Source organism: Methylobacterium crusticola (assembly GCF_003574465.1).
Lineage (GTDB): Bacteria > Pseudomonadota > Alphaproteobacteria > Rhizobiales > Beijerinckiaceae > Methylobacterium > Methylobacterium crusticola.
Genome location: NZ_QOWC01000145.1, coordinates 1 through 21,993, shown reverse-complemented (window position 1 = coordinate 21,993; position 21,993 = coordinate 1). Strand labels below are relative to the sequence as shown.

At 75.7% G+C, this 21,993-nt stretch carries 21 protein-coding genes; 9 read left to right on the top strand and 12 right to left on the bottom strand.

Going from position 1 to position 21,993, the window contains the following annotated elements; translation table 11 throughout:
- Positions 1 to 41 precede the first annotated feature (41 nt).
- The 6 genes from murC to DT057_RS26500 all read right to left on the bottom strand — a co-directional run bounded on the left by murC (position 42) and on the right by DT057_RS26500 (position 7,854).
- Positions 42 to 1,457, bottom strand: a complete 1,416-nt coding sequence (gene murC, locus DT057_RS26525; RefSeq protein WP_128565093.1) for a UDP-N-acetylmuramate--L-alanine ligase — start codon at positions 1,455 to 1,457, stop codon at positions 42 to 44.
- A gap of 49 nt (positions 1,458 to 1,506) precedes the next feature.
- Positions 1,507 to 2,622 carry a UDP-N-acetylglucosamine--N-acetylmuramyl-(pentapeptide) pyrophosphoryl-undecaprenol N-acetylglucosamine transferase gene (locus DT057_RS26520; RefSeq protein WP_128565092.1) on the bottom strand — a complete coding sequence of 372 codons (1,116 nt, stop codon included), beginning with the start codon at positions 2,620 to 2,622 and terminating at the stop codon, positions 1,507 to 1,509.
- 200 nt (positions 2,623 to 2,822) lie between these two features.
- A complete protein-coding gene (locus DT057_RS26515; protein ID WP_128565091.1) occupies positions 2,823 to 3,962 on the bottom strand; it encodes an FtsW/RodA/SpoVE family cell cycle protein in 1,140 nt (379 codons plus the stop codon).
- 126 nt (positions 3,963 to 4,088) lie between these two features.
- A complete protein-coding gene (htpG, locus tag DT057_RS26510) occupies positions 4,089 to 5,921 on the bottom strand; it encodes a molecular chaperone HtpG (RefSeq protein ID WP_128565090.1) in 1,833 nt (610 codons plus the stop codon).
- Positions 5,922 to 6,000: 79 nt separating this feature from the next.
- Positions 6,001 to 6,459 (bottom strand): MaoC family dehydratase, encoded by a 459-nt coding sequence (locus DT057_RS26505; protein WP_128565089.1) that lies wholly within the window; start codon positions 6,457 to 6,459, stop codon positions 6,001 to 6,003.
- Positions 6,460 to 6,462: 3 nt separating this feature from the next.
- Complete coding sequence (locus DT057_RS26500) at positions 6,463 to 7,854, bottom strand: MATE family efflux transporter (protein WP_128565088.1); 1,392 nt, start codon at positions 7,852 to 7,854, stop codon at positions 6,463 to 6,465.
- A gap of 146 nt (positions 7,855 to 8,000) precedes the next feature.
- On the opposite strand from DT057_RS26500, the gene DT057_RS26495 reads away from it, so the two are divergent.
- Positions 8,001 to 8,456, top strand: a complete 456-nt coding sequence (locus DT057_RS26495; protein WP_128565087.1) for a MarR family winged helix-turn-helix transcriptional regulator — start codon at positions 8,001 to 8,003, stop codon at positions 8,454 to 8,456.
- Positions 8,457 to 8,480: 24 nt separating this feature from the next.
- On the opposite strand, the gene DT057_RS26490 is transcribed toward DT057_RS26495, so the two are convergent.
- Positions 8,481 to 9,467, bottom strand: a complete 987-nt coding sequence (locus DT057_RS26490) for an alginate O-acetyltransferase AlgX-related protein (protein ID WP_407068116.1) — start codon at positions 9,465 to 9,467, stop codon at positions 8,481 to 8,483.
- A 241-nt stretch (positions 9,468 to 9,708) separates the two neighbouring features.
- Between DT057_RS26490 and DT057_RS26485 the strand changes: the two genes are divergently transcribed.
- Positions 9,709 to 10,473: a histidine phosphatase family protein gene (locus DT057_RS26485; protein WP_128565086.1), complete on the top strand. Its 765-nt coding sequence runs from the start codon at positions 9,709 to 9,711 to the stop codon at positions 10,471 to 10,473.
- Positions 10,470 to 11,363 carry an NAD(P)H-hydrate dehydratase gene (locus DT057_RS26480; protein WP_128565085.1) on the top strand — a complete coding sequence of 298 codons (894 nt, stop codon included), beginning with the start codon at positions 10,470 to 10,472 and terminating at the stop codon, positions 11,361 to 11,363. Before DT057_RS26485 ends, DT057_RS26480 begins: the two co-directional genes overlap by 4 nt.
- Before the next feature lie 34 nt (positions 11,364 to 11,397).
- Here the strand turns inward: DT057_RS26480 and DT057_RS26475 are convergent, their stop codons facing one another.
- Positions 11,398 to 12,528, bottom strand: coding sequence for an acyl-CoA dehydrogenase family protein (locus DT057_RS26475; protein ID WP_128565084.1), 1,131 nt, complete (start codon positions 12,526 to 12,528; stop codon positions 11,398 to 11,400).
- Between the two features lie 27 nt (positions 12,529 to 12,555).
- Positions 12,556 to 13,317: an SDR family NAD(P)-dependent oxidoreductase gene (locus DT057_RS26470; RefSeq protein ID WP_128565083.1), complete on the bottom strand. Its 762-nt coding sequence runs from the start codon at positions 13,315 to 13,317 to the stop codon at positions 12,556 to 12,558.
- A gap of 148 nt (positions 13,318 to 13,465) precedes the next feature.
- Between DT057_RS26470 and DT057_RS26465 the strand changes: the two genes are divergently transcribed.
- Complete coding sequence (locus DT057_RS26465) at positions 13,466 to 14,083, top strand: TetR/AcrR family transcriptional regulator (protein WP_238313733.1); 618 nt, start codon at positions 13,466 to 13,468, stop codon at positions 14,081 to 14,083.
- A 161-nt stretch (positions 14,084 to 14,244) separates the two neighbouring features.
- Positions 14,245 to 15,369 carry a CaiB/BaiF CoA transferase family protein gene (locus tag DT057_RS26460; RefSeq protein WP_128565081.1) on the top strand — a complete coding sequence of 375 codons (1,125 nt, stop codon included), beginning with the start codon at positions 14,245 to 14,247 and terminating at the stop codon, positions 15,367 to 15,369.
- 80 nt (positions 15,370 to 15,449) lie between these two features.
- Here the strand turns inward: DT057_RS26460 and DT057_RS26455 are convergent, their stop codons facing one another.
- Both DT057_RS26455 and hppD read right to left on the bottom strand, forming a co-directional pair.
- On the bottom strand, positions 15,450 to 17,033 hold the full coding sequence (locus DT057_RS26455) for an aldehyde dehydrogenase (NADP(+)) (protein ID WP_128565080.1): 1,584 nt from the start codon (positions 17,031 to 17,033) through the stop codon (positions 15,450 to 15,452).
- Positions 17,034 to 17,283: 250 nt separating this feature from the next.
- Positions 17,284 to 18,405 (bottom strand): 4-hydroxyphenylpyruvate dioxygenase, encoded by a 1,122-nt coding sequence (gene hppD, locus DT057_RS26450; protein ID WP_128565079.1) that lies wholly within the window; start codon positions 18,403 to 18,405, stop codon positions 17,284 to 17,286.
- Between the two features lie 135 nt (positions 18,406 to 18,540).
- Between hppD and DT057_RS26445 the strand changes: the two genes are divergently transcribed.
- Positions 18,541 to 19,035 carry an Lrp/AsnC family transcriptional regulator gene (locus DT057_RS26445; RefSeq protein ID WP_128565078.1) on the top strand — a complete coding sequence of 165 codons (495 nt, stop codon included), beginning with the start codon at positions 18,541 to 18,543 and terminating at the stop codon, positions 19,033 to 19,035.
- A 28-nt stretch (positions 19,036 to 19,063) separates the two neighbouring features.
- Here DT057_RS26445 and DT057_RS26440 read toward each other — a convergent pair whose 3' ends face one another.
- Positions 19,064 to 19,879, bottom strand: coding sequence for an IclR family transcriptional regulator (locus DT057_RS26440; RefSeq protein ID WP_128565077.1), 816 nt, complete (start codon positions 19,877 to 19,879; stop codon positions 19,064 to 19,066).
- Between the two features lie 205 nt (positions 19,880 to 20,084).
- On the opposite strand from DT057_RS26440, the gene DT057_RS26435 reads away from it, so the two are divergent.
- The 3 genes from DT057_RS26435 to DT057_RS26425 form a co-directional block, all read left to right on the top strand.
- Positions 20,085 to 20,780 (top strand): SDR family NAD(P)-dependent oxidoreductase, encoded by a 696-nt coding sequence (locus DT057_RS26435; RefSeq protein ID WP_128565076.1) that lies wholly within the window; start codon positions 20,085 to 20,087, stop codon positions 20,778 to 20,780.
- Entirely contained in the window at positions 20,777 to 21,073 is a 297-nt protein-coding gene (locus DT057_RS26430; RefSeq protein ID WP_128565075.1) for a (2Fe-2S)-binding protein, read from the top strand. Before DT057_RS26435 ends, DT057_RS26430 begins: the two co-directional genes overlap by 4 nt.
- On the top strand, positions 21,066 to 21,993 hold a 928-nt coding region (locus DT057_RS26425), incomplete at its 3' end, for an NAD(P)/FAD-dependent oxidoreductase (protein ID WP_128565074.1). The genes DT057_RS26430 and DT057_RS26425, both read left to right, overlap by 8 nt.

Genomic DNA, 21,993 nt, shown 5'->3' with positions numbered 1-21,993 from the left:
CCGCGCCGCGCGGGCCGGCGGCCGCGCCGCGCGGGCCGGCCTCACGCCGCCTTCTCGTTCTGGCCCGCGAGCTCGCCCGGCAGCGCGTAGGCCCACTGGGTGATGTTGCCGGCGCCCAGGCACACCACGTAGTCGCCCGGGCCCGCGAGGCCGCCGATCAGGCCGGCCAGGTCCTCGCTGCGCTCGAGCGCCACGGCGTTGCGGTGGCCGCGCGAGGTCAGGCCCGCCACCAGGGCGTCCCGGTCGATGCCCTCGATCGGCGCCTCGCCGGCGGCGTAGACGGGGGCGACGATCACCGTGTCGGCGTCGTTGAAGCAGGTGCAGAAATCGTCGAACAGCGAGGCGAGGCGCGTGTAGCGGTGCGGCTGCACCACCGCGACCACGGCCCCCTCCGTCGAGGCGCGGGCGGCCTTGAGCACCGCCCGGATCTCGACCGGGTGGTGGCCGTAATCGTCGAAGATCTGGGCGCCGTTCCACTCGCCGGTGCGGGTGAAGCGGCGCTTGACGCCGCCGAAGCCCGCCAGGGCCCTGCGGATCGCCTCGGGGGCGACGCCGAGCTCGTGCGCCACCGCGAGCGCCGCCGTGGCGTTGAGGGCGTTGTGCTTGCCCGGCATCGGCAGGACGAGGTCCTCCATCTCCAGGCGGAAGCCCGGGCGCCGGTCGCGGATCATGACCCGGAACCGGCTCTGGCCGCCCTTGAGGTCGACGTCGATCAGCCGGACGTCGGCCTGCGGGTTCTCGCCGTACGTGATGATGCGCCGGTCCTCGATGCGCCCGACGAGGTCCTGCACCGTCGGGTGGTCGATGCACATCACCGCGAAGCCGTAGAACGGGATGTTGTCGATGAAGGCCCGGAAGGCGTCCTTGATGGCGTCGAACGAGCCGAAATGGTCGAGGTGCTCGGGGTCGATGTTGGTGACGATGGCGATGTCCGCCGGCAGCTTCAGGAAGGTGCCGTCGGACTCGTCGGCCTCCACCACCATCCAGTCGCCCTCGCCCATGCGGGCGTTGGTGCCGTAGGCGTTGATGATGCCGCCGTTGATCACCGTCGGGTCGAGGCCGCCGGCGTCGAGGAGCGTGGCGACCAGGGAGGTCGTGGTGGTCTTGCCGTGGGTGCCCGCCACCGCCACGCAGGACTTGAACCGCATCAGCTCGGCCAGCATCTCGGCCCGGCGCACCACCGGCAGGCGGCGCTCCCGGGCGGAGACGAGCTCCGGGTTGTCGCGGCGGATGGCGGTCGAGACCACCACCAGGGCGGCGTCGGCGAGGTTCTCGGCCCGGTGGCCCGTGAAGGTCCGGATGCCCTTCTCGGCGAGGCGCCGGACGTTGGCGTTGTCGTTCGCGTCGGAGCCCTGCACCGTGTAGCCGAGGTTGCGCATCACCTCGGCGATGCCGGACATGCCGATGCCCCCGATGCCGATGAAGTGGATGGGTCCGAGCTGGTTCGGCAGCTTCATGGGGCGGGGTCCTCGTTCGTGTCGTCAGGGGCCTGCGGCGAGCCGCGGATCAGCGCGCGGCCGCGACCGCGGTCTCCACCACCAGCGCCGCGAGGCGCTCGGCGGCGTCGGGAATGCCGGCGCCCCTGGCCGCCGCCGCCGCCGCGGCCAGACGGCCGGGATCGCCGAGCAGGTCGCCGAGATCCGCGGCGAGTCGGTCAGGGGTGAACGCCGTTTGTGGTCTGGGAAAGGCGGCGCCGACCGCGCCCAGCACCGCCGCGTTGGCGGCCTGGTCCTGGTCGAGGGAGCCCGGCAGGGGCACCAGGATCGCCGGCCGGCCGATCACCGCCAGCTCCGCCACCGTCGAGGCGCCCGAGCGGGCGACGACGAGGTGCGCCGCCGCCATCTTGGCCGGCAGGTCCTTGAAGAAGGGCGCCGCCGCGAAGGCCGCGAGGCCCGCGGCCCCGTACAGGGACTGGACGCGGTCGAGGTCCTCCGAGCGGGCCTGCTGCACCACGGTGAGGCGGGCGCGCAGGGGCGCGGGCAGGCGCGCCACCGCCTCGGGCACCACCTCGCTCATGATGCGCGCGCCCTGGCTGCCGCCGAAGGCCAGGAGCTCGAGCGGGGAGGTGGCGGAGATCTCGGGGTAGGGCGCGGCGGCGGCCGCCAGCACCGCCGGGCGCACGGGGTTGCCGGTGTGGACGCGGCGCGCCCGCGCCCTGTCGGGCACGCCCCGCACCTCCGCGAAGCCGGTGGCGACGACGCTCGCGGCGCGGGCCAGGAACGCGTTGGCGCGGCCCATCACGGCGTTCTGCTCGTGCAGGAGGGTGGGCACCCGCAGCATCTGGGCGGCGAGGATCGGCGGCACGGTCGGGTAGCCGCCGAAGCCCACCGCCACCGCCGGGTTGAGGCGCCGCACGGCCGCGAGCGCCGCCGCGAAGCCGCGCCCGAGGGTCGCGACCGCGGCGGCCCGCGCCAGGGGCGAGCGGCCCGACGGCGTGGCGGCCGGGATCGCCACGATCTCGGAGGCCGGGAACTCGCCCGACAGGGCGGCGACGCGGCTGTCGGTGGCGAGCACGACCCGGATGCCGCGCTCCCGCAGGGCGAGCGCCAGGGCCTCGGCCGGGAACAGGTGGCCGCCGGTGCCGCCCGCCGCGACGAGGACCAGGGGTTGGGCGACACTCATCGGGCGGCCGGGGCGGAGCGGGCGGGGTTCATTCGGGGCGGGCGGGGTTCATGGGGTCTCCGGTCGAGTGGTCGCGGGCGGTCCTCCCTGTGTCACGCCCGGCCCGGGAGGTCACCCCCCGGGCCCGGGACCGACCCGGGTGCGCCCGAGGGGACGCCCGGCGCGGCGCCGGGACGCGGCGGAGGCGGCGCCGGCCCGCCTCAGTGCGCCTGCCCCTCGTCCCGGCTGAGGAGCGCGGTCCGGGGCCGGCGCCTCGTGAGCGCCACGAGGAAGCCCATCCCGAGGGCGAGCGAGATCAGCGAGGAGCCGCCGTAGGACACGAACGGCAGGGTCATGCCCTTGGCGGGCATCAGGCGCACGTTCACCGCCATGTTGATGCAGGCCTGGAGCCCGAACAGGGCGGTGAGGCCGGTGATCGCCAGGCGGCAGAAGATGTCGTCGCTGCGCCGGGCCAGCATCAGGCCGCGCATGACGATGAAGGCGAACAGCAGCACGAGGCCGAGGCAGACCGCGACGCCGAACTCCTCGCCGGCGACCGAGAAGATGAAGTCCGTGTGGGCGTCGGGCAGGTGGCGCTTGGCCACCCCCTCGCCCGGGCCGGTGCCGAGCCAGCCGCCGACGTTGAAGGATTCCCGCGACCAGAAGGTCTGGAAGTTGTCGCCCGAATCCTTGTCGAGGAAGCGGGTGATGCGGTCGCGCACGTGGGGCAGGAGCTCGTAGGCCGCCCCCACCCCGAGCAGGCCGGCGCCGCCGAGGCCGGCGACCCAGAACCAGTGCAGGCCGGCCACGAACACCATGGAGCACCACACCATGGTGAGCAGCATGGTCTGGCCGAAATCCGGCTGGAGGATCAGCGGCACGATGGTCATCGGCAGGAGCAGCACCGCCATCGTCCCCCCGGGCATGTCGCGCCGGCGCGCGCCCTCCGCGAAGGCCCAGGCCGCCAGCACCACGAAGGCCGGCTTGACGAACTCGGAGGGCTGGACGCCGATGGAGCCGAACTGGATCCAGCGGTGCGCGCCCTTGATCTCGGGGCCGAACTTGATCGCCGCGATGCAGAGCGCGATGCCGATCGTGTAGGTGACGAGGGCGAGGCGCCGGATGTGGCGCAGCGACAGGAACGAGACCGCCAGGATCAGCCCGATGGTGGGCAGCAGGTAGACCACCTGCCGGTTGAGGAAGTGGAAGGTCGGCAGCCCGAGCCGCTCGGCCACCGGCGGCCCGCCGGCCATCAGGAAGACCAGCCCGGCGGTCATCAGGCCGCCGAGGCCGGCGAGCAGCGCCCGGTCGACGGTCCACCACCAGTCGCCGAGATGCGAGCGTTCCGCGCGGGACATCATGGCTTCACGGGCCCTCGTTCTCCACCCGCCACCATCGGGCGGAATGGTAAACGGCGGGTTGCCGGGATGCGCGGGATTACGCCCCGGTCCCGGCCCTGCCGGGCGCCGGGACCGGGCGCCCGGACCTCAGCCCTGCGCCAGGGCCGCGGCGACGCGCCGGGCGAAGGCGACGGGGTCGCGCGGGGGATCGCCGCCCTGGACGTGGGCGAGGTCGACGAGGGTCTGGGCCGCCTCGCCCACGTCCTCCCCGGCCCCGGCGCGGGCGGCGATGCGGCGGATGAGAGCGTGGCGCGGGTTCAGCTCCAGCACCGGCTGCCCGGCGCCGAAGCCGCGGCCGGCCCGGCGCATCAGGCGCTGCATCTGGAGGTCGGGCCCGCCCGCCGGCGCCGAGAGCAGCACCGCGCTGTCGACGAGGCGCTGGCTCACGCGGACGTCGGAGACGTCGTCCTTCAGGGCCTCCTTCAGCGCCGGCAGGAGCGCCGTCAGGTCGGCCGGCGCGTCGCCCTGCGCGGTCTCGGGCTCGAAGGCCGAGAGGTCGTCGGCCCCTTGCGTGATGCTGCGGATCGGCTTGCCGTCGTGGCTGTCGAGGCGCTCCGGCCAGAAGGCGTCGACGTGGTCGCTGAGCAGCAGCACCTCGAGGCCGCGGGCGCGGAAGCCCTCGATCTGGGCGGAGGCCTTGAGCGCCTCGACGTCGTCGCCGACCAGGATGTAGATCGCCGCCTGGCCCGGCTTCATGCGGGAGACGTAGTCGGCGAGGGAGGTCAGGCCCTCGACCGCCGAGGAGCGGAAGCGCAGGAGCCCGGCGATGTCCTGGCGGTGCTCGGCATCCTCCCACAGCCCCTCCTTCAGCACCGGCCCGAAGGCCTGCCAGAAGGTCGCGTAGGACTCGGCGTCCTTCGCCCGGGACTTCAGCTCGGACAGGACCTTCGCGGTGACGGCGCGCCGGATGCGGGCGAGCACGGGCGTCGCCTGGAGCATCTCGCGCGAGACGTTGAGGGGCAGGTCCTCGGTGTCGACCACGCCCTGCACGAAGCGCAGCCAGGACGGCAGCAGGCCGGCCGCATCGGTGATGAACATGCGGCGCACGTGCAGGCGCACCTTGCTCTCGCGCTCCTCCTCGACGGCGAGGAACGGCTTCATGCCCGGCACGAACAGGAGCGCCGTGAACTCGAGCTGCCCCTCGGCCCGCCAGTGCAGGGTCGCCCAGGGCTTGTCGAAGGCGTGGCCGACGTGGCGGTAGAACGCCGTGTACTCGTCCTCGGTGATCTCGGATTTCGGCCGGCGCCAGAGCGCCGTGCCCTGGTTGCCCGAGACCTCCTCGCCGTCGCGCAGGAGCGCGATCGGCACGGTGATGTGGTCGGCCCACTTGCGCACGATGGTCTCGATGCGCAGGGGCTCGAGGTACTCGTCCGCGTCGGCCTTCATGTGCAGCACGACGTCGGTGCCGGGCTCGGCCCGGGCGGCGGGCGCGAGCGTGTACTCGCCCTGCCCCTCCGAGGCCCAGGTCCAGGCCTCCTCGGTCCCGGCCCGGCGCGAGGTCACCTCGACCCGGTCGGCCACCATGAAGGCGGAGTAGAAGCCGACGCCGAACTGGCCGATCAGGCTCGGGCGCTCGTCGGGCTTGGCGTCGGCGAGCGACTGGCTGAAGGCGCGGGTGCCCGAGCGCGCGATGGTGCCGAGGTTCTGCGCCAGCTCGTCCTTCGCCATCCCGATGCCGGGATCCGACAGGGTCAGGGTCCGGGCGGCCTTGTCGGGGAGGATGCGGACCTTGGCGTCCGGCGGCAGGGCCGGGGCGGCCTCGGTCAGGGCCGCGAACCGGCGCCGGTCGACCGCGTCGGCCGCGTTGGCGACGAGCTCGCGCAGGAAGATCTCGCGCTCGGAATAGAGGGCGTGGACGACGAGGTCCAACAGGCGTCCGACCTCGGCACCGAAGGCGTGCCGCTCCAGCGTCTCGCTCACGTGTGTCTGCTCCCGCAGGGATGGAATGCGGGCCGCATATGCGGGGCGGGGCCGCGCATTGCAACCGCCCCGGGCCGGATCAGGCCCCGGCGGGGCGGCGCACGACGACGAGGTTGGCGACGAGCACCTGGACCGCCTCGCCGTGCTGGTTGAGGGTGGTGGTGCGGACCTTGGCGAGCCCCTGCGCCGGGCGCGAGCGGGAGGGGCGCACCTCCAGGACCTCGCTCTCGAGCCGGATGGTGTCGCCGGGCCGCAGGGGCCTGGGCCAGCGCAGCTCGTCCATGCCCGCCCCGATGATGCCGCCCGCCGGCCGGAACGCCCCCTCGACGAGGAGCCGCATGGTGAGGGCGGCGGTGTGCCAGCCGCTCGCCGCGAGCCCGCCGAAGAACGAGGTCGCGGCCCGGGCCTCGTCGAGGTGGAAGGGCTGGGGGTCGAAGGCGTCGGCGAAGCGCTTGATGGCCTCGGCCGTCACCGTGACCTCGCCCGAGCCGTAGACCTGCCCGGGCGCGAGGTCGTCGAGATACAGGTCCGTCGTCATGCGTCACTCCCCCGGCGCCGCCGCGACCGCGACCGGCCCGCTCCGATCCGCGTCCCCGCGGAACCACGCGCCGGCGGCGACCGCCCCGGCATTGACGAGGCCGAGCGCCGCGAGGCCGAGGCCCAGCGCCAGGAAGACGCCGTCGAGGCCGGCGCCGAGGCGCAGGGCGAGCCAGCCGCCCCCGATCGAGACCGCGGTGCGGGCGAGCCCGGCGACGAGCGGCCAGCCGACCCGGCCCGCCCCTTGCGCCGCGAAGTAGAGCGCGAGGCCGACGCCGGCGAAGCCGTAGAACGGCCCGACGAGCACGAGGTAGCGGGTCCCGGTGGCGATCATCTGCGGGTCGGAGCCGAACAGCCCCAGGAAGGCGGCGGGCCAGAGCGCCGCCGCGACGCCGATCGCCTCCGTCAGCCCCCCCGCGATGGCGGCCCCGGTCCAGGCGACCCGCAGGGCCCGCGCCCGGTCGCCGGCGCCGATGCTCGTCCCCACCATGGCGCCGATCGGCGCGCCGAGGCCGAAGACCAGGGGCACCAGCAGGTACTCGAGCCGCGCCCCCGTGCCGTAGCCCGCGACCGCGGCCGGGCCGGCCGCCCCCGCGAAGGCGGTGGCGACCGCGATGGTGAGGTTCGTGGTGGCGCTGACGATCGAGGAGACCGCACCGACCCGCAGGATCTCGCGCAGGGGCGGCCAGGCGAGCCGCGGCGGGCGGGCGGCGGGGCGCAGGAGGCCCCGGCCCCACCAGAGGTGATGCACGAACACCGCCGTGCCGACGGCGTAGTAGGCCAGCACCGCGACGCCGCCGCCGACGATGCCGAGGCCCGGCACGGGCCCGAGCCCGTAGATCAGCACCGGCGAGAGCGGCACGAGCACGACCGCGCCCGCGCAGGTGACGGCCGCCGGCAGCGCCATGTTGCCGGTGCCCCGGATGACCGCCGCGAGGGCGTTGAAGAGCCAGATCAGCACCGCCCCCGCGAACACCACGCCGCCGTAGGTCGCGGCGGCCTCGAGGGAGGCCCCGGCGCCGCCCATCGCCCGGTAGAGCGCGGGCCCGAAGGCGAGGTCCGCCGCCGTCGTGAGGAGGCCGAGCCCCAGGCCGATGGCGGCCGCGTACCAGGCCAGCTCGTCCGCCGCGGCGCGCCGGCCGGCCCCGAGGGAGCGGGCGACCGCCGACAGGATGCCGCCGCCCATGGCGCCCGCCGAGATCATCTGCACCAGCATCAGGAGCGGGAAGACGAGGGCCATGCCGGCGAGCGCGTCGGTGCCGAGCCCGGCCACGAAGGCGGTCTCGATCAGGCCGACCAGGGCCTGGACCAGCATGACCACCACGTTCGGGGCGGCGAGGCGCAGGAGCGTCGGGCCGATGGGGCCGTGCAGCAGGCGGCGGGTGCGGTCGTCCATCGGTCGTCCCTTGGGCGCACTCGACCGGGCGGCCGTCCTTCGGCATCGTGCGCGGGATGCCTCGACGGTATTGATGGCATATGCCATTATTTCGTCAAGGCGAGGCGCGCATGCCAGCCCCGCGGGGAGGAGCGACGGAGACCCGGATGACCGACACGCCCAGGCCGACCGCCTGCAGCAACGCGTCCCTGCGACGCGCCACGCGGCGGCTGAGCCAGCTCTACGACGAGGCGATCGCGCCCTCGGGCCTGCGGGCGACGCAGTTCGGCCTGCTGGCGCAGCTGCGCCAGCTCGGCGAGCCCACGATGGGCGCGCTCGCCGAGGTGCTGGTGATGGACCTCTCGGCCCTCGGCCACACGCTGCGCCCGCTCACCCGCGACGGGCTGGTGCGCGTCGTGGTCGACCCGCGCGACCGCCGCAGCCGGCGCGTGACCCTGACCGAGGAGGGCGAGGCGCGGTTCCGCGCCGCGGGGCGCCTGTGGCGGGGCGCGCAGGCGCGCTTCGAGGCGACCTTCGGGAGCGAGAAGGCGGCGCAGCTGCGGGCGCTGCTGGACGAGGTGGCGTCGCGCGACTTCGAGGCGGCGTTCACGCAGGCGGAGTAGAGGCGGTCCGCCCGCCGGGCCGCGTCAGGCCGCGAGGCCGAGGGCCTCGAGCTTCTCGGCCTCGTAGGCGGCGACGTCGAAATCGTCCTCCGGCACCCGGGGCAGGAAGCGCTCGACCACCTCGAACACGACGAGCGCGGGCCGGACCCGCTCGATGTAGCCCCAGTCCAGGCTCGACGACCAGATGAAGTGCACCTCGCGGAAGGTCTCGGCCAGCATGGCGGTGAGCAGGTAGGGGGTGAAGTTGGCGCAGGAATCGCCGAACAGCACGACGGTGCGCGGGTCGGCCCCGGACGCCGCGTTCGCGAAGACCGCGTGGGCCCCAACATGCAGCTCGCCGAGCCGGCCGCTGGCCTCGCAGGCGGCCAGCAGCGGGCCGACGCGCACCCGCGCCGCGTCCCGCAGGAGGTCGTAGAGCTGCACCGCCTCGGTGGGGGGCTCGTCGAGCTTGGCCCCGATGTCGAGCACGGCCCGGAACTCGGTCAGGGGCCGGTCCAGGAAGTCGGTCCGGGGCGCGGCGCCGCAGGCCCGGCAGATCGCCCGGTAGGCGAGCAGGCAGCCGTGTATGTTCCAGTGCGTGTCCGTGCGGTGGAAGAGGTCGCGCTCGTCCCGCCGCGCCCGCATGGCGCCGACGAGGTCGATCCAGGCCCGCCGCCCGGTCCACGACCACCGCAGGAGCGCCCCGAGGCGCCGGGCCGGGGAGCAGCGCGCGTCGAGGGCGAGCCCGTCGAGCTTGTGGTCGTAGACGCTCAGCTTCTCGGGCACGACGAGGTGGATGTAGCGCGCGCCCGCGGCCCGGCAGCGCCGGCTGCGCGCCAGGATCAGCCCCCGCCACTTCCGCATCAGGAAGCCGATCTCCTTCACGCGGACGTACTGGTCGGTGACGGAGTTCGACCCTCCGGTGAGGAACAGCCAGCCGTCCTTCCCGACGTGATACATCCGGTGCTCGACCCTTCGGCGCTGCGCGACGTCCCGCCCGGCGGCCCGGGCGCCGCCCTTCCGCGCAGACATGATGCCAAACGTCAATAGGCGGCGGCGGCCCGGATCATAAAGATCCATCGCATCAGATATTTAGAGGATTGACCTACGGTCCGGGCGCCGCCCCGCGCGCTCCGCCGGCCCGCCGCGATTCGCCCGGGCCCGGCCCGCGCGACCGACGCCGGCACCGACGCCGGCACCGACGCATCGAACCCGCGCCCGTCCGGGGCGTTCCCCAGGTCCACCCGTCCCGGGCCCCGTCCCAAGGTGTTCCATGCAGCAGCGCTGGCCCGACCGAATCTGGATCCTCCGCCACGGCGAGAGCGCCGGCAACGTCGCCCGGGACGCGGCCCACGACGCGGGCCGAACGCATATCGAGATCGCCGAGCGGGACGTCGACGTGCCGCTGAGCGCGCTCGGCGAGCGGCAGGCCGGCGCGGTCGGGCGCTGGTTCGCCGAGAAGCCGGCCTCGGAGCGCCCCGACGTGGTGCTGACCTCGCCCTACCTGCGGGCCCGCCGGACCGCCGAGCTGATCCAGGAGGCCGACGGGCTGTCGGACCGCATGCTCGAGTTCGTCGCCGACGAGCGCCTCCGGGAGAAGGAGTTCGGGATCCTCGACCGCCTGACCCGGTCCGGGATCGACCAGCTCCATCCCGACCAAGCCGAGTACCGGCGCCTCCTCGGCAAGTTCTACCACCGGCCGCCCGGCGGCGAGAGCTGGTGCGACGTGATCCTGCGCCTGCGCAGCGCCCTCGACACGATCTCGCTGCATCACGGCGGCAAGCGGGTGCTGATCGTCGGGCACCAGGTCGTGGTGCTGTGCATGCGCTACCTCCTGGAGGGCATGAGCGAGCAGCAGATCCTGGCGATCGACGCGGAGGGCGACGTCGCCAATTGCTCGGTCACCGAGTACGCCTTCGATCCCGGCCGTGGCAGCAGCGGCAAGCTGCTGCTGGAGCGCTACAATTTCGTCGCCCCCCTCGAGCGCGAGGGCGCCCCGGTGACGGCGGAGCCCGACGCGAGCAGGGCGGCCCGATGACCGGCACGGGCGAGATCACCGCCGAGGTCCTGCGCGCGATGGCGCTGCCGGACCCGCAGGGCGGCAGCAAGGACCACCGCGGCTGCGCCCTCGTCGTCGCGGGGTCGCCCGGCGTGCCGGGCGCGGCCCTGCTCGCCGGGACGGCGGCGCTGCGCGCCGGGGCCGGGAAGCTCCAGATGGCGGTCCCGGCCTGCGCGGCGACGGCGCTCGGGATCGCGGTCCCGGAAGCCCTCGTGATCGGGCTTCCCGAGGCCGGGGACGGGGACATCGACGCCGCCGCCGCCGAGGCCGCCCTCGCCCGCCGGACCGAGCGGGCCGACGCGGTCCTGGTCGGCCCCGGGATGACGGAGGGCGAGGGCGCGACGGCGCTCACCGGCGCGCTCCTCGCGGCGGCGCCGTCCGCGTCCTTCGTGCTCGACGCGGCGTGCCTCGGCGACCTCACGGCCCATGCCGAGGCGGTGCGCGCCCGCGGGGGCCGCCTCGTGATCACGCCGCACGCCGGCGAGATGGCCCGGCTCCTCGACAGGAGCCGGGAGGCGATCGAGGCCGACCCGCTGGAGGCCGCCCGCGCGGCCGCCGGCCTCCTCGGCGTCGTCGCGGTGATGAAGGGGGCGCGGACCTGGGTCGTGGCCCCCGACGGGGCCGCCTGGCGCTACCGGGGCGGCGGCGTCGGGCTCGCGACCTCGGGCTCCGGCGACGTCCTGGCCGGCATCATCGCGGGCCTGCTCGCCCGCGGGGCCGGCCCCGTGCAGGCGGCGCTCTGGGGGGTCTACCTGCACGGCGAGGCCGGCCAGCGGCTGGCGCGCGCGTGCGGGCCGATCGGCTTCCTCGCCCGCGAGCTCCCGGGCGAGGTTCCGGCGCTCCTGCGCGCCGTCGCCGAGGAGGGCTGATGACCCCCGGCCGGCGCGCCGCGCCGGGGGGACCTCAGGCCGTCAGCGCGCGGCTGATCACGATGCGCTGCACGTCGCTCGTGCCCTCGTAGATCTGGCAGACGCGGACGTCGCGGTAGATCTGCTCGACCGGGTAGTCGCTCAGGTAACCGTAGCCGCCGTGGATCTGGATCGCGTCGGAGCAGACCTGCTCGGCCATCTCGGAGGCGAACAGCTTCGCCATCGCGGCCTCCTTCAGGCAGGGCTGCCCGGCGTCGCGCAGCCGCGCCGCGTTGAGCACGAGGAGCCGCGCCGCCTCGATCCGGGTCGCCATGTCGGCGAGCCGGAAGGCCACGGCCTGGTGGCCCGTGAGGGGCGTCCCGAAGGTCTCGCGCGAGCCCGCGTAGGCGAGCGCCGCCTCGAAGGCGGCCCGCGCCATGCCGACCGCCTGGGCGGCGATGCCAATCCGCCCGCCCTCGAGGTTCGCGAGCGCGATCCTCAGCCCCTCCCCCTCCTGGCCGAGCATCAGGTCGGGGGTCAGCTCCACGTCCTCGAACACGATCTGGGCCGTGTCGGAGGCGCGCTGGCCGAGCTTGTGCTCGAGCCGCGCCACCGTGTAGCCGGGCGTCCCGGTGGGCACCACGAAGGCCGAGATGCCGCGCTTGCCGGCCTCCGGGTCGGTCACCGCGAACACGATCGCCACGTCGGCGTTGCGGCCCGAGGTGATGAACTGCTTGGTGCCGGACAGGATCCACTTGTTGCCGTCGCGGCGGGCGCGGGTCTTGAGCGCCGCGGCGTCCGAGCCGGCGCCCGGCTCGGTCAGGCAGAAGGCGGCCAGCATCTCGCCCCGGGCGAGCGGCGCGAGGAAGCGCCGCTTCTGGTCGTCGGTGCCGAACCTCAGGATCGGCATGCACCCGACCGAGTTGTGCACGCTCATGATGGTCGAGACCGCGCCGTCGCCGGCCGCCACCTCCTCGATCGCGAGCGCGTAGGCGACGTGGTCCGCCGCCGCGCCGCCGTGCTCCTCCGGCACCAGCATGCCCATGAAGCCGAGCGTCCCCATCTCGGCCAGCGCCTCCCGGGGGAAGCGCGCCTCGCGGTCCCACTCGGCCGAGAACGGCTTCAGCCGCTCCTGGGCGAAGCTGCGCGCGGTGTCGCGGATCAGGACCTGGTCGTCGCTCAGCATGGCCGCGCTCCCGTCACGTGGGCTGCGTCACTTGGGCTGCATCCGCAGGGCGCCGTCGAGGCGGATCACCTCGCCGTTGAGCATCGGGTTCGCGATGATGGCGAGCGCCAGCATGGCGTACTCCTCCGGCCGGCCGAGGCGCGACGGGAACGGCACCGCGGCGCCGAGGGAATCCTGCACCTCCTGGGGCAGGCCCCGCAGCATCGGCGTCTCGAAGAGGCCGGGCGCGATGGCGCAGACCCGGATGCCGGCGGGGGCGAATTCCCGGGCCGCCGGCAGGGTCAGGCCGACCACGCCCGCCTTCGACGACGCGTAGGCCGCCTGCCCGATCTGCCCCTCGTAGGCCGCCACCGAGGCGGTCGAGATGATGACGCCGCGCTCGCCACCCTCCAGGGGGTCGAGCCCGACCGCGCCCGCCGCCACGAGGCGCATCAGGTTGAAGGTGCCGATCAGGTTGACCTGGATCACCCGGGCGTAGGCCGCGAGGTCGAGGGGGCCGGCGCGCCCGACGATGCGCCCCGCCGTCGCGACGCCGGCGCAGTTGACCAGGATGCGGGCCGGGCCGTGCGCCTGCGCGGCGCGGGCGACCGCGGCCTCGGCGCCGCCCGCATCCGCGACGTCGCAGCCGAGGCCGATCCCGCCGATCTCGCCCGCGACGGCCGCCGCCGCACCCTCGTCGAGGTCGAGGAGCGCGACCCGCGCGCCCGCCGCCGCGAGCGCCCGCCCGGTCGCCGCGCCCAGTCCCGACGCACCACCGGTGACGATCGCCGCTACGCCCTGAACCTGCACGTTCCCCTCCCAGGATCGGCGCGGCCGCCCCGGGCCGCCGCGCCGGGGAGCGCCGCGAGGCTTGCACCCTGACGCCGAGTATGAATATTACTCATGAGTAACCTCAAGGCTTTAGGGGCTGGCGGGGCGGACGTCAAGGCGGGGACCCGTGGCAGCGCAGGTCGCCTCACCCTGGAAGACCCGGGCCGGCCGCGCGGCGGAGCGGAGCCGGAAGCGCGACGCCGTGCTGCGCATCGCGGCCCGCTCCTTCTGCGAGAAGGGCGTGCGCGCGACCTCCCTCGACGCCATCGCCGAGCGCCTGAACGTCACCAAGCCGACGCTCTACCACTACTTCGCCGGCAAGGACGAGATCCTGGCCGCCTGCGTCCTCACCGGCCTCGCGATGATCGACGCGGCCCTCGCGGAGGCTGGGGGCGCGCACGCCCTCGACCGGCTGGGGAGCGCCCTGCGCCGCTACGCCGCCGTCATGACGCTGGATTTCGGCAGGTGCGCCAGCCGGGTCGCCGAGACGGAGCTCTCGCCGGCGGCGCGCGAGGCCTTCCGGGCCCGCAGGCGGGCCGTGGACGCGCGCATCCGCGGGCTGATCCGGGAGGGGATGCGCGAGGGATCGATCCGGCCCGGCGACGTCGCGCTGACCGCCTCCACGGTGGCGGGCGCGCTGAACGGGATCGCGCACTGGTACGACCCGGCGGGCCCGCTGCCCGCCGACGAGGTGGCCCGGCGGGTGGTCGAGGTCCTGCTCGGGGGCCTCGCGCCGACCGGGTGACGGGGCGGTGCCGATCGCCCGGGGACGGCCGCGCCGGGTCCTCCGGCGCACGCGGGACCACCCCGGGGTCGACTTAAGGAGGGCTCGACGGGGGCGGGGCCGGGATCGAAGGCTCGCGGCCGCCCCGCCCCGGCGGCGGTCCGGCCCGGGAGGAGACCAGGATGCACGACGAGGCCGCCGACACGCCCGCGCCCGGCCGCGGGACCGGCCCCCTCGCCGGCCTGCGCGTCGTCGAGTTCGCGGGCATCGGGCCCGGCCCCTTCGCGGCGATGCTGCTGGCGGACATGGGCGCGGAGGTGATCCGGCTCGACCGGCCGGGGGGCGCCGACCCCTATTCCAAGCTCGTCGTGTCCCGGGGCCGGGCCACCGTGACGGCAAACCTCAAGGACCCGGCGGACGTCGCCGCGACGCTCGAACTCCTCGACCGGGCCGACGCCCTGATCGAGGGGTTCCGGCCGGGCGTGATGGAGCGGCTCGGGCTCGGCCCCGACACGGTGCTCGGGCGCAACCCGCGCCTCGTCTACGGCCGCATGACCGGGTGGGGCCAGACCGGGCCCCTCGCCCAGGCGGCCGGGCACGACATCACCTACATCGCCGTCACGGGCGCCCTCGCGGCCATCGGCCCGGCGGCGCATCCGGTGCCGCCCCTCAACCTCGTGGGCGATTACGGGGGCGGGTCGCTCTACCTCGTGGCCGGCCTCCTGGCGGCGCTCCTCTCGGCCGGGCGGACGGGCCGGGGCCAGGTCGTCGACTGCGCGATCTGCGACGGGGCGGCCTCGCTCATGGCGATGTTCTGCGAGCTCTCCGCCCAGGGACGCTGGAGCGACCGGCGCGCCGAGAACCTCCTCGACGGCGGCGCCCCCTGGTACGGCACCTACGCCTGCGCCGACGGGCGGCACGTCGCCCTCGGGGCCCTCGAGCCGCACTTCTACGCCCGCTTCCGCGCCCTCGTCGGCCTCGACGCGGATCCCGACCTCGACGGGCGCGAGGATCCGGCCCGGTGGCCGCTCCTGCGGGAGCGGCTCGCGGCGCTGTTCCGCACGCGGTCCCGCGACGCGTGGTGCCGGCTCCTGGAGGGCAGCGACGCCTGCCTCGCCCCCGTCCTCACCCTGTCCGAGGCGGCCGCCCACCCCCACCTCGCCGCCCGGGAGACGTTCGTCACGGTCGAGGGCACGGTCCAGCCCGCGCCGGCGCCGCGCTTCTCCGGCACGCCCTCGGCGATCGGGACGCCCGCACCCCTCGCCTCCCTGACGGCCGCCGTGGCGGCGTGGCGGCAAGGGGGCTGAGGCGCCGGCCGGGTTCTTCGGCCCGGCCGGGCCCTTCGGCCCGGACCGGGGGCCCCGGCGGCGTCAGGCCCCCGGCGGCCTCAGGCCCCCGGCGCGACCAGGCGGCCGTCGACCCGGCGCCGGAGCCCGAGCGGGTTCTCGTCGCGCAGGGCCTCCGGCAGCAGCGCCGGGGGCAGGTCCTGGTAGCTCACCGGCCGCAGGAAGCGCTGGATCGCCAGGCTGCCGACGGAGGTGGAGCGCCCGTCCGAGGTCGCCGGGTAGGGCCCGCCGTGCACCATGGCGTGGCCGACCTCGACCCCGGTGCCGAAGCCGTTGACCAGGATGCGCCCGACCCGCCGCTCCAGCACCGGCATGAGGGAGCGGGCCGCCGCGTGGTCCGCCTCGTCGAGGTGGAGCGCCGCGGTGAGCTGCCCCTCCAGGCCCTCGAGCACCGCCCGCACCCCCGCGAGGTCGGGGCAGCGCACCACCAGCGAGGCGGCGCCGAACACCTCCTCGGCGAGGGCGGGGTCGGCCAGGAAGGCCTCGGCGTCGGTGGCGAACAGAGCGGCCCGGCCCTGGTGCTCCCCGCCGGCCCGGCCCCGGCCCACGACCTGCACGGCGGGATTCCCCTCCAGGGCGGCGACGCCGGCGCAGTAGGCCCGGTGGATGCCGGGCGTCAGCATGGTGGCGGCCTGGACCTCCTCCAGGGCCGCGGCGGCGGCCGCGAGGAAGCCGTCGAGGCCCGGGCCCGCCACCGCGAGGACGAGGCCCGGATTGGTGCAGAACTGGCCGGACCCGAGGGTCATCGAGGCCACGAAGGCGCGCCCGATCGCCTCGCCCCGGGCCGACAGCGCCGCCGGCAGCAGGACCACCGGGTTGATGCTGCTCATCTCGGCGTAGACCGGGATCGGCGCCGGCCGGCCGGCGGCGGCCTGCATCAGGGCGGTGCCGCCCCGCCGCGAGCCCGTGAAGCCGACCGCCGCGATGCGCGGATCCGCCACCAGGGCCTGGCCGACCGCGTGCCCGGCGTCGAGGAGGAGCGAGAACACGCCCTCGGGCAGGCCGCAGGCGGCGACCGCCCGCTGCACGGCCCGGCCGACGAGCTCCGAGGTGCCGGGATGGGCCGGGTGGGCCTTGGCCACCACCGGGCACCCGGCCGCGAGGGCGGAGGCGGTGTCGCCGCCCGCGACCGAGAAGGCGAGCGGGAAGTTCGAGGCGCCGAACACCGCGACGGGGCCGACCGCGACCTGGCGCAGGCGCAGGTCGGGACGGGGCAGCGGCGCGCGGCCGGGCTGCGCCGGGTCGATGCGCGCCTCGAGGAAGCCGCCGTCGCGCACGACGGCGGCGAACAGGCGCAGCTGGCCGACGGTCCGCCCGCGCTCGCCCTCGATCCGCCCGCGGGGCAGACCGCTCTCGGCCACGCAGCGCGCGACGAGGTCGTCGCCGATCTCCAGGATGGCCTCTGCGACGGCCTCGAGGAAGCGGGCCCGCGCCTCCGGGGCGGTCTCCCGGTAGGTGTCGAAGGCCTCCGCGGCCAGCGCGCAGGCCCGCGCGACGTCCGCGGGCGCGGCCGAGGCGAAGGACGGCTCGAGGACCGCGCCGGTGGCGGCCTCGAGGGCGTGGAAGACCTCGCCGCCGCCGCGCCGGGCGGTGGCGCCGATCAGGTTCTCTCCGGATATCCGCATGCGCTCAACTCCTCGGGCGGGGTCGGCCCGGGCGGCATCCCGGGCCGCCGGGCGGCCGCCGGAACCGTCCGGACGCGGGCGCGCGATCCGCGCCCGTACCGGTCAACGCGGTCGCGGCGCGAAGCCTTCACGGATCGCAACCTCCGCGGCGGGGCGGCGCCCACGACCGTCGGGCGGGGCTCCGGGGGAAGGGCGCCGGGCGCCGGTCGCTTCCGCGGCGCCGGGATCCGGGCGCCGCGCACGGCCCGGCTCAGGCCGCCTCGCCGGAGCCCGTGAGGACGCCGCGGCGGATCTGGTCCTCCTCGATCGACTCGAACAGGGCCTTGAAGTTGCCCTCGCCGAAGCCGTCGTCGCCCTTGCGCTGGATGAACTCGAAGAAGATCGGCCCGATGGCGTTGCTGGAGAAGAGCTGCAGCAGGATCTTGGTGGTGCCGCCCTCGACCACGCCCTCGCCGTCGATGAGGATGCCGTTGCGCTCCATGCGCTCCGCCGGCTCGCCGTGCCCGGGCAGGCGGCGGTCGATGCGCCGGTAGTAGACCGCGGGGGGCGCCGGCATGAACGACACGCCCGCGGCCCGCAGCGCCTCGATGGTCTCGTAGATGTCGCGGCAGCCGCAGGCGATGTGCTGGATGCCCTCGCCGTTGTAGGCGTGCAGGTACTCCTCGATCTGGCTCTTCTCGTCAGCCGATTCGTTGATCGGGATGCGGATCTTGCCGTCCGGGCTCGTCAGCGCCTTGGAGAACAGGCCGGTGAGCTTGCCCTCGATGTCGAAGTAGCGGATCTGCCGGAAGTTGAAGAGCCTCTCGTAGAAGCCGGCCCAGACGTCCATGCGGCCGCGGTGCACGTTGTGGGTCAGGTGGTCGAGGTAGAACAGGCCGACGCCGGCGGGCTGCGGGTCGGGCTCGCCCAGCCACTCGAACTCCGCGCCGTAGGCCGAGCCCCCGGGGCCGTAGGTGTCGACGAGGTAGAGGAGCGAGCCGCCGATGCCCTCGATCGCCGGCACGTCGAGGGTCAGGCCGCCCCTCGCGGTGTCGGCCGGCTTGGCGCCGAGCTCGATCGCGCGGGCGTAGGCCTTGCGGGCGTCGACGACGCGGAACGCCATCGAGGGCGCGCACGGGCCGTGCTCGCGCACGAAGTTGGCGCCGTAGGAGCCCGGCTCCGCGTTGACGAGGTAGTTCACGTCGCCCTGGCGGTAGAGCGTGATGTCCTTCGCGCGGTGGCGGGCCACGGCCGTGAAGCCGAGGGCGCGGAAGAGGTCGTGCAGGGCCTGCGGCTCGGGGTGGGCGTACTCCACGAACTCGAAGCCGTCCGTGCCCATCGGGTTGCTGGCGTCGATCGTCGGCGCCGGCGCGCCGTGCGGATAGGGGCCCATCGCGTCCTCCTCGTTGACGAGCGGCACTTGCTCGTTGACGAGCGGGACTTGAGCATGTCTCTCGTGCGCGGTGCGTGCGAAGCGCGGGCTCGGCCCCGGGCGCCGTGCACGGATCGTGCACCGGAGACGTCCAGGATGGGCGAGTCGCTCACGCTCGACGGGTTCGACCTGAAGATCCTCGCGGCGCTCCAGGAGGACGGGCGGCTCGGCAACCAGGAGCTGGCGGACCGGGTCCACCTCTCGGCGAGCCAGTGCTCGCGCCGGCGCCTGCGGCTGGAGGCGCGGGGCGTGGTGCGGGGCTACCGCGCCGACCTGGCGCCGGGCCCCCTGGGCCTCAGCGTGGTGGTGTTCACCAAGGTGGCGCTCTCGACCCACAACCGCGACAACGCCCGGCGCTTCGCCGACCTCGTGCGGGGCCTCGACTGCGTGCTGGAGGCCCACGCGCTCACGGGCGACAGCGACTACCTGCTCAAGCTGATCGTGCCGGACCTCAGGGCCCTGTCGGCGGTGGTCAACGACGTGCTGCTGCCCCACGAGAGCGTCGCGCACGTGCGCTCGTCGGTGGTGCTCGACACCCTCAAGGACGCCGCGCCCCTCCCCCTGTCGAGCGTGCCGGCGGCCCGCGGCTAGGCCCGCGCTGGGGGGCCGCCTGCGGCCTTCAGCGCGCCTCGGCCCGCGGGCCCCGCTCCATGGCGGCGCCGGCCCGGCGCAGGGTGGGGTCGAACGGGTTGAGCCTGTCGGCGATCCCGGCGGCCTCGCGCATCAGCATCCCGGCGATGGCCTCGCGGCGCTCGCCCGAGAGGCGGTCGACCGTGCTGCCGACGCTGAGCGCGGCCACGGCGCGGCCGTCCGCCCCCAGGATCGGCACGCCGAGCCCCGCCATGCCGGGGATCAGGCCGGCGGCGGCCGCGCAGTAGCCGAGGGCCCGCACCCGGGCGATCTCCGTGCGCAGGAAGGCCTCGTCGAGGCTGGTCGCCTCCCGCAGCCGGGGCAGGTTGTAGCGGATCACCGCCTCCCGCTCCTCGTCCGGCAGGCAGGCGAGGATCGCCAGCGCGCCCTGGCCGAGGCCGAGCATCACCCGGCCGCCGATGTCGCCCGTGAAGGAGCGGATCGGCAGCGGGCCCGCCGTGCGGTCGATGCAGACCGCGTCGTAGCCGCTGCGCACGAGGAGGAAGACGGTCTCCCCGAGCGCGCCCGTGAGCCGCAGCAGGGCCGGCCGGGCGAGGTCGCGCAGGCCGAGGGGGTTGCCGGCCTCGGCCGCGAGCCGGAACAGGCCGAGGCCGAGGCGGTAGCGCTTGGTGCCGTCATCGCGCTCGACCAGGCCCTCGGCCTCGAGGGCCCGCAGCAGCCGCAGGGCCGTCGGGGCCGGCAGCCCGGTTCCGGCGGCGAGGGCGGAGAGGCGCGCGCCGCCGGCCTCCGCCTCGCCGAGGCAGCGCAGCAGCGAGGCGATGCGGGCGGGGGCGGATCGGTCCATGGCGTTCCGTTCCCGGCGCATGATCGCCGGGCGGCCGGCGGTTCACTTCCGCTCAGCGAAATAACAGGCATCGAAGTATCCGGCCAGCGAAATTCCGCTTGCCGGCGCGGCCGGCGCGTCCGATCCTGGCGCCGGAACAGGCCGGAGACCCGGGCGATGGAGCAGGCACGGGAGCGGGCGGGGCGGCGGCCCCGCGGGTGCGGGCATGCTTGAGCCGGGCGGGCGCGTCGCCATGGTGTCGGGCGCGGGCCGCGGGATCGGGCGGGCCGTGGCCGAGCGCCTCGCCGGCGTCGGCTACCGGGTCAGCGCGGGCCTGCGCGACCCCCGCCGCCTCGCGCCGCGGGAGGGGTGGATCGGCTGCCGCTACGAGGCCGGGGAGGCGGGCGCCGCCGAGGCCTGGGTGGCCGAGACGGTGGCGCGCCTGGGGCGGGTCGACGTCCTGGTGAACGCCGCGGGCATCAACCCGAAGGCCCATTTCCTCGACGCCGACGAGACCGCCCTCGAGGCCCTCTGGGCGGTGAACGCCCGGGCGCCGCTGCGGGTGATCCGGGCCGCCTGGCCCCACCTCGTGGCGGGCGGCGAGGGACGGGTCGTCAACCTCGCGTCGCTCTCCGGCAAGCGGGTGCGCAACGAGAACACCGGCTACGCCATGGCGAAGTTCGCCCTCGTGGCGCTCACCCACGCGGTGCGGCTCGAGGGCTGGGAGCACGGCATCCGGGCGACCGCCGTCTGCCCGGGCTTCGTCGACACCGACATGACGGCGCACGTCACCCGGCAGCCCCGGGACCTGATGTCGCGCCCGGACGACGTCGCGGCGATGATCGAGGCCCTGGTGCGGCTGCCCAACACCGCGAGCGTCGCCGAGCTGCTCCTGAACTGCCGGCACGAGGACATGCTGTGACGGCCCCCGGCCTCTTCCGGCGCGTCCGGGCCCGGCCCGGCCCCGCCATCCCGTTCAGCATCGACGGCGCCCCCGCCGAGGCGCGGGCGGGCGACCTCCTGATCGGGGCGATCCTGCTGCACCGGCGCGCCCTGCGCCGGTTCGAGTTCGGCCCCGGCGAGCGGGCGGGCTTCTGCCTGATGGGCGCCTGCCAGGATTGCTGGGTCGACCTCGCGGACGGGCGGCGCCTGCGGGCCTGCACCACCCTGGTCGAGCCCGGCATGGCGGTGGTCACGGGGGGCGCCGGTGCCTGACCCCGTGGTGGCCGTCGTGGGGGCGGGCCCGGCCGGCCTGCGCGCCGCCCAGGCCCTGGCCGAGGCGGGCCTGCGGCCGGTGCTCATCGACGAGGGCGACCGGCCCGGCGGGCAGATCTACCGGCAGCCGCCCCCGGGGGCCGGGCGGCCCGGGCCCGACCTCTACGGCTTCGAGGCCGGCCGGGCGCGGGCCCTGCACCGCCTCGTCGGCGACCTCGCCGGGCGGCTCGCCTACCGCCCCGGCACGCTCGTCTGGGGCATCGAGGACCGCCACCTCGACCTCCTCGGGCCGGAGGGCCACGGGCGCCTGCGCGTCGACCGGCTGGTGCTCGCGACGGGCGCCATGGACCGGGTGCTGCCGTTCCCCGGCTGGACCCTGCCGGGGGTGTTCACCCTCGGGGCGGCCCAGATCGCCCTGAAGGCGCAGGGCATGGCGCTCGGCGCCCGGGTCGCCCTCGTGGGCGCCGGGCCGCTCCTGCCCCTCGTCGCCCACCAGTACGCCCGGGCCGGCATCGCCCTGGCGGCCGTGCTCGACGTGACGCCGCTCCGGGCCAAGGCCGCCGCCGCGGCCGGCCTCGCGGCCGAGCCCGCGACCCTGGCCAAGGGCCTCTGGTACACCCTGGGCGGGCTCCTGCGGGGCGTGCCCGTCCGGAGCGGGGTGCGGAGCGTCGCCGCCGAGGGCGCCGGCCGCGTCGAGGCCCTGGCCTGGCGCGACGCGGCGGGCCGGCCGCGGCGCGTCGCCTGCGACGCCGTCGGCGCCTCGTTCGGCCTGCGCAGCGAGACGCAGGCGGCCGAGCTCGCCGGCTGCCGGTTCGCCTTCGACGGGACCGCCCGGCAGTGGCTGCCCGCCCGCTCGCCCGAGGGGCGCTCGTCCCTGCCCCACGTCTACCTCGCGGGCGACGGCAGCGGCATCGGCGGGG